This window comes from Priestia flexa NBRC 15715 (assembly GCF_001591565.1).
Classification (GTDB): Bacteria; Bacillota; Bacilli; order Bacillales; family Bacillaceae_H; genus Priestia; species Priestia flexa.
In genome coordinates, this window is sequence record NZ_BCVD01000180.1 from 1 (window position 1) to 5,391 (window position 5,391).

7 protein-coding genes are annotated in these 5,391 nt (G+C 40.2%); all 7 read left to right on the forward strand.

The window, feature by feature from the left end:
* Positions 1-213 precede the first annotated feature (213 nt).
* The gene (locus tag BFL01S_RS18785; RefSeq protein WP_025908511.1) at positions 214-720 is read left to right on the forward strand and encodes a BofC C-terminal domain-containing protein; all 507 of its coding nucleotides are present in this window, start codon (positions 214-216) and stop codon (positions 718-720) included.
* A 269-nt stretch (positions 721-989) separates the two neighbouring features.
* Complete coding sequence (gene ruvA / locus BFL01S_RS18790) at positions 990-1,598, forward strand: Holliday junction branch migration protein RuvA (protein WP_025908510.1); 609 nt, start codon at positions 990-992, stop codon at positions 1,596-1,598.
* Positions 1,599-1,617: 19 nt separating this feature from the next.
* Positions 1,618-2,619 (forward strand): Holliday junction branch migration DNA helicase RuvB, encoded by a 1,002-nt coding sequence (gene ruvB / locus BFL01S_RS18795; RefSeq protein WP_025908509.1) that lies wholly within the window; start codon positions 1,618-1,620, stop codon positions 2,617-2,619.
* A complete protein-coding gene (locus tag BFL01S_RS18800; RefSeq protein WP_025908508.1) occupies positions 2,616-2,816 on the forward strand; it encodes a DUF2905 domain-containing protein in 201 nt (66 codons plus the stop codon). The genes ruvB and BFL01S_RS18800 overlap by 4 nt, the downstream gene beginning before the upstream one ends.
* Positions 2,817-2,843: 27 nt before the next feature.
* Positions 2,844-3,872 carry a tRNA preQ1(34) S-adenosylmethionine ribosyltransferase-isomerase QueA gene (gene queA, locus BFL01S_RS18805; protein ID WP_025908507.1) on the forward strand — a complete coding sequence of 343 codons (1,029 nt, stop codon included), beginning with the start codon at positions 2,844-2,846 and terminating at the stop codon, positions 3,870-3,872.
* 23 nt (positions 3,873-3,895) lie between these two features.
* Entirely contained in the window at positions 3,896-5,035 is a 1,140-nt protein-coding gene (gene tgt / locus BFL01S_RS18810; protein WP_025908506.1) for a tRNA guanosine(34) transglycosylase Tgt, read from the forward strand.
* Positions 5,036-5,106: 71 nt separating this feature from the next.
* The gene (yajC, locus tag BFL01S_RS18815) at positions 5,107-5,370 is read left to right on the forward strand and encodes a preprotein translocase subunit YajC (RefSeq protein ID WP_025908505.1); all 264 of its coding nucleotides are present in this window, start codon (positions 5,107-5,109) and stop codon (positions 5,368-5,370) included.
* Positions 5,371-5,391 lie beyond the last annotated feature (21 nt).

Below are 5,391 nucleotides of genomic sequence, written 5' to 3' on the forward strand. Positions count from 1 at the left end.
AAACTCGTTCGGATGTTTTTTGTTTTGAAAACCTAACTATTGTAGAAGAGTCATGATTCGTTTTTGAGAAGGACTCATTTAGCTTTGTCCCAGCTTCTTTTTGTATATTTAAGAAAATGGATAAAAAAAGAAAGAAAGGAAAAGATATAAATAGCAATTCTTCTTTCAGTCATCTTTATGAAGTGACAAATTACATGTGTGAGGTGATGATGGATGAAACGAACCATTCATCAAATAATCATTGTATGTACTATCAGCAGCTTTTTAGTAAGCTTAGCTGGAGTAGTAGAAGCTGAGCGCCCAATGACTATTTTTTTAGAGCGTACGTATGTAGATGGAGTTATTAGTCAAGAGGTCTTGAATTCCCCGTACATGACAAAAGAAGAAGTACTAAGCGCGTATCCTATGTGGAGAGTGATTAAAGCATCAGACGAAGAGGTTGTACTTAGAAAGGCGGTTGACGACATTTCGCCAATGCTTAAAGAAAACGGCTACGTTGGCTTATCAGTTAACGGAGTATTATCTACGTTTGAAGGGAAGCCGGTAAATTCCACAAATATTATTCAATCTTTCTTTCAGATTGATGTAGAAAAATTAGAGAGCTATCAAGAAGAGCTGCTGAAAGATGGGATTCGTGTTCAAACGAAAGATGATTACGTATCCTTGATGGATTTTTATAAAATGTACGAGCTTAATTCGCGGCCTACTTCTAGTAAGTAGCCGCTTTTTGTCGCGTTCTAATTCACAGTAAGGACTCGAAAGCAGATTTCTTTTTATTTCTATGTCAAATTCCTTCTATTCACTTTTAGGGTTGTGTTAAAATAATAGTCAGCGCTAAATGTTCGACAGAGTATGCAAAAGCAATTGTGAAATTAAAATTATTACGGCTTCTTAGTTGGAAGATAGATGAATGAACTGGGCAGTGTTCTCTACTTGATGATAACAAGGAGGGTAGACTGCCTTCGTTCATGTGAGAGGGAGAGAGTTAGTTGATTGATTATATCAGAGGTGTGATTACATATATTAATCCAGAATACGTTGTCATTGAAAACCAAGGAATGGGCTATCAGGTATTTACACCAAACCCTTATGTGTTTTCAGTTGATAATGAAGAGAGAGTTATTTATACGTATCAGTATGTCCGTGAAGATATCTTAGCACTGTACGGCTTTAATTCTCGCGAACAAAAAGAACTATTCATGAAATTAATTAGCGTCTCAGGCATTGGTCCAAAAGGTGCGCTGGCGATTCTAGCATCAGGTAACCCTTCTCAGGTGGTGCAGGCCATTGAAGAAGAAAATGAAAAGTTTTTGGTGAAGTTTCCAGGAGTAGGAAAAAAAACAGCTCGTCAAATGATTTTGGACTTGAAAGGCAAGCTTCATGATATCGTACCGGATGCAGTGCCATCACTATTTGCTGATATGGACGAACAAGAAGTTAAATCACAAAGCTCAGAAGCTTTAGATGAGGCTATCGAGGCATTAAAAGTACTTGGATATGCAGAGCGAGAGATTAATAAGGTAGTTCCAGCCTTAATGCAACAGTCGATGACGACAGATCAATATATTAAGGAAGCGTTGAAGCGTTTGCTTAAGTAACGAATGAAGGAGGAATATGATGGACGATCGTATTGTGACAGGCGATGCACTTAGCGAAGAAGAAGTGCTAGAGCAAAGTCTTAGACCTCAATTTCTACAACAGTATATTGGTCAGCATAAAGTAAAAAGCCACTTAGATATCTTTATTAAAGCTGCTAAAATGCGAAGCGAAACGTTGGATCATGTTTTACTATATGGACCTCCTGGCTTAGGGAAAACAACGTTGGCGACCATTATTGCAAATGAGATGGGCGTGCAAATTCGCACTACTTCCGGACCTGCCATTGAGCGTCCTGGAGATTTAGCGGCTGTACTAACAAGCTTAGAACCGGGCGATGTGTTGTTTATTGATGAAATTCATCGTCTTAATCGATCGGTTGAAGAGGTCCTTTACCCTGCAATGGAGGATTTCTGTCTAGATATTGTGATTGGAAAAGGCCCAAGCGCTCGCTCCGTGCGTTTAGATTTGCCACCCTTTACGCTTGTGGGGGCGACAACAAGAGCTGGTTTGCTCTCATCACCACTGCGAGATCGTTTCGGGGTTTTAAGCCGCTTGGAATATTACCAAGAAGAAGACTTAGCGTCTATTGTAGAGCGTACTGCTTCTATTTTAAATGTAGGCATCGATACGCAAGCTACGCATGAAATTGCCAGGCGAGCTCGTGGGACCCCGAGGATTGCCAACCGGCTTTTAAGACGCGTTCGCGATTTTGCGCAGGTAAAAGGTGATGGTGAGATTACTGTTCAGCTTGCTACAGAAGCTTTAGAGATGCTGCAAGTCGACCGTTTAGGTTTGGATCATATTGACCATAAATTATTAAGAGGGATTATTGAAAAATTCCGTGGAGGTCCAGTTGGCTTAGATACAATTTCGGCTACCATTGGTGAAGAATCACATACAATTGAAGATGTATATGAGCCGTACTTACTTCAGATTGGCTTTCTGCAAAGAACGCCTAGAGGGCGGATTGTGACGCGGCTTGTGTATGATCATTTTCAAATGGAGGTGCCAGAGAAGTGAACGAACTCCCTAAATTCGTAATGATTGTGGGTGGTATTTTACTATTGGTCGGTTTTTTGCTACAATTTATCGGCAAACTTCCTGGTGATATTTTAATTAAAAAAGGAAATACAACCTTTTATTTTCCAATCGTTACGTCGATTGTTATTAGCATTTTATTATCGCTTATTTTCTTTTTTATTGGTCGATTTAAATAATTATTTTAGTAGGAACAGGTGAATGAAATGAAAGTAGATTTATTTGATTTCCATTTACCGGAGGAATTGATTGCGCAAACGCCGCTTGAAAAGCGTGATGCATCAAGACTCATGGTAGTAAACAAAGAAACAGGTGAGGTACGTCATCATATGTTTCAAGACCTTCTTGACTATTTACAAGAAGGTGATTGTCTTGTATTAAACGATACGCGTGTTTTACCAGCTCGTTTATTTGGAACAAAAGAAGATACGGGCGCTAATATTGAAGTTCTTCTTTTAAAACAAACGGAAGGTGACATGTGGGAAACGCTTGTGAAGCCCGCTAAGCGAGTTAAAGAAGGAACGGTTATTTCATTTGGAGATGGTCGCTTAACGGCTGTTTGTAAAGGTGTGAGTGATCAGGGGGGAAGGCTGCTGGAATTTAAGTATGACGGAATCTTTTATGAAGTATTAGAACAGCTTGGTGAAATGCCGCTGCCACCTTATATCAAAGAACGCCTTGATGACCGCGAACGCTATCAAACTGTGTTTGCACGTGAACAAGGTTCAGCTGCAGCACCAACGGCAGGACTTCACTTCACGGAAGAGATGTTGGAAGAAATTAAAGCGAAAGGTGTGCATATTGCTTTCTTAACACTGCACGTTGGCCTAGGAACCTTCAGACCCGTAAGCGTAGATGATCTGGAAGAGCATGATATGCACGCTGAATACTATCAAGTGAGCGAAGAGACAGCTTCGTTGTTGAATTCAGTGCGTGAACAAGGTGGACGAATTATCTCTGTTGGTACCACGTCTACGCGAACGCTTGAAACAATCGCAACTGAACACGACGGTGTGTTTAAAGCTTCATCGGGCTGGACGAGCATCTTTATTTTCCCTGGATATGAATTTAAAGCAATTGATGGTATGATTACAAACTTCCATTTGCCGAAGTCAACGCTTATTATGCTTGTTAGCGCGTTAGCTGGACGTGAGCATATCATCGGCGCATATGAAACAGCGGTAAAAGAAAAGTATCGATTCTTTAGCTTTGGCGATGCCATGCTAATCTTGTAATTTAACATGAAAGGAATACACTAATGACAGCTATTCGTTATGAACATATTAAAACATGTAAGCAAACCGGAGCACGCCTTGGCATTGTGCATACTCCACACGGATCTTTTGAAACGCCGATCTTTATGCCAGTTGGTACGCTTGCTACAGTAAAAACAATGTCTCCTGAAGACTTAAAAGCAATGGGAGCAGGAATTATTTTAAGCAACACGTATCATCTATGGCTACGTCCAGGTCACGAAATTGTAAAAAAAGCTGGCGGACTTCATAAATTCATGAACTGGGACCGTCCAATTTTAACGGATTCAGGTGGTTTCCAAGTGTTTAGTCTAAGCGATCTTCGACGTATTGAAGAAGAAGGCGTGCATTTCCGCAATCACTTAAATGGTGACAAGTTATTCCTATCACCTGAAGGAGCAATGGAGATTCAAAACGCACTTGGTTCGGATATCATGATGGCATTTGATGAGTGTCCACCATATCCAGCTGAATATGATTATTTAAAGCGTTCAGTAGAGCGTACAAGCCGTTGGGCTGAGCGCTGTTTAGAAGCTCACAGTCGTCCGCAAGACCAAGGATTATTTGGGATTGTACAAGGAGGAGAATTTGAAGATTTACGTCGTCAGAGTGCTTCTGACTTGGTTTCTATGGACTTCCCGGGTTATGCTGTAGGAGGACTATCTGTTGGAGAACCAAAAGACGTTATGAATCGCGTGCTTGAGTTTACAACACCTTATCTGCCTGCGGATAAACCTCGTTACTTAATGGGCGTAGGTTCACCAGATTCATTGATTGATGGAGCAATCCGTGGAATTGATATGTTTGACTGCGTGCTACCAACGCGTATTGCACGTAACGGTACATTAATGACAAGTGAAGGGCGCTTAGTTGTTAAAAATGCAAAATATGCAGAAGACTTTGGGCCAATCGATCCAAACTGTGATTGCTATACGTGTAAAAATTATTCAAGAGCGTATATTCGCCACTTAATTCGTTCTAATGAAACGTTTGGAATTCGATTAACATCTTACCATAACTTATATTTTCTGCTAAACTTAATGGAGCAAGTCCGTGAAGCTATTCGCGAAGATCGATTAGGTGACTTCCGTGATGAATTCTTTGATAAATATGGATTTAACGGACCAAATGCAAAAAATTTCTAGGTCATTACAGGGGTTTTTCATCAACATATGAATAAGTACCTGTTGATAAATTGATTAAAGGAGGAGATCTTGTGGAAATTTTCCAAGCAATATGGCCATTACTTTTAATGTTCGCCATCTTTTATTTCTTATTAATTCGTCCACAGCAAAAGCGTCAAAAAGCTGTACAGCAAATGCAGTCTGAACTGAAGAAAGGTGACAAAGTCATCACAATCGGTGGAATGCACGCTTTAGTTGAAGCAATTGATGAAGGAACAGTTATTGTGAAAACAACAGACGGTTCTAAAATGGTATTTGACCGCGCTGCAATTCGTGAAATCCGTAGCGAAGCGTAATTATAGAAAGAGACTGAGACA

Excerpts from the sequence above, each read along its gene's own strand:
- BFL01S_RS18785 (WP_025908511.1), top strand. The coding sequence starts at position 214 with ATGAAACGAACCATTCATCAAATAATCATTGTATGTACTATCAGCAGC.
- ruvB (WP_025908509.1), top strand. The coding sequence starts at position 1,618 with ATGGACGATCGTATTGTGACAGGCGATGCACTTAGCGAAGAAGAAGTG.
- queA (WP_025908507.1), top strand. The coding sequence starts at position 2,844 with ATGAAAGTAGATTTATTTGATTTCCATTTACCGGAGGAATTGATTGCG.
- tgt (WP_025908506.1), top strand. The coding sequence starts at position 3,896 with ATGACAGCTATTCGTTATGAACATATTAAAACATGTAAGCAAACCGGA.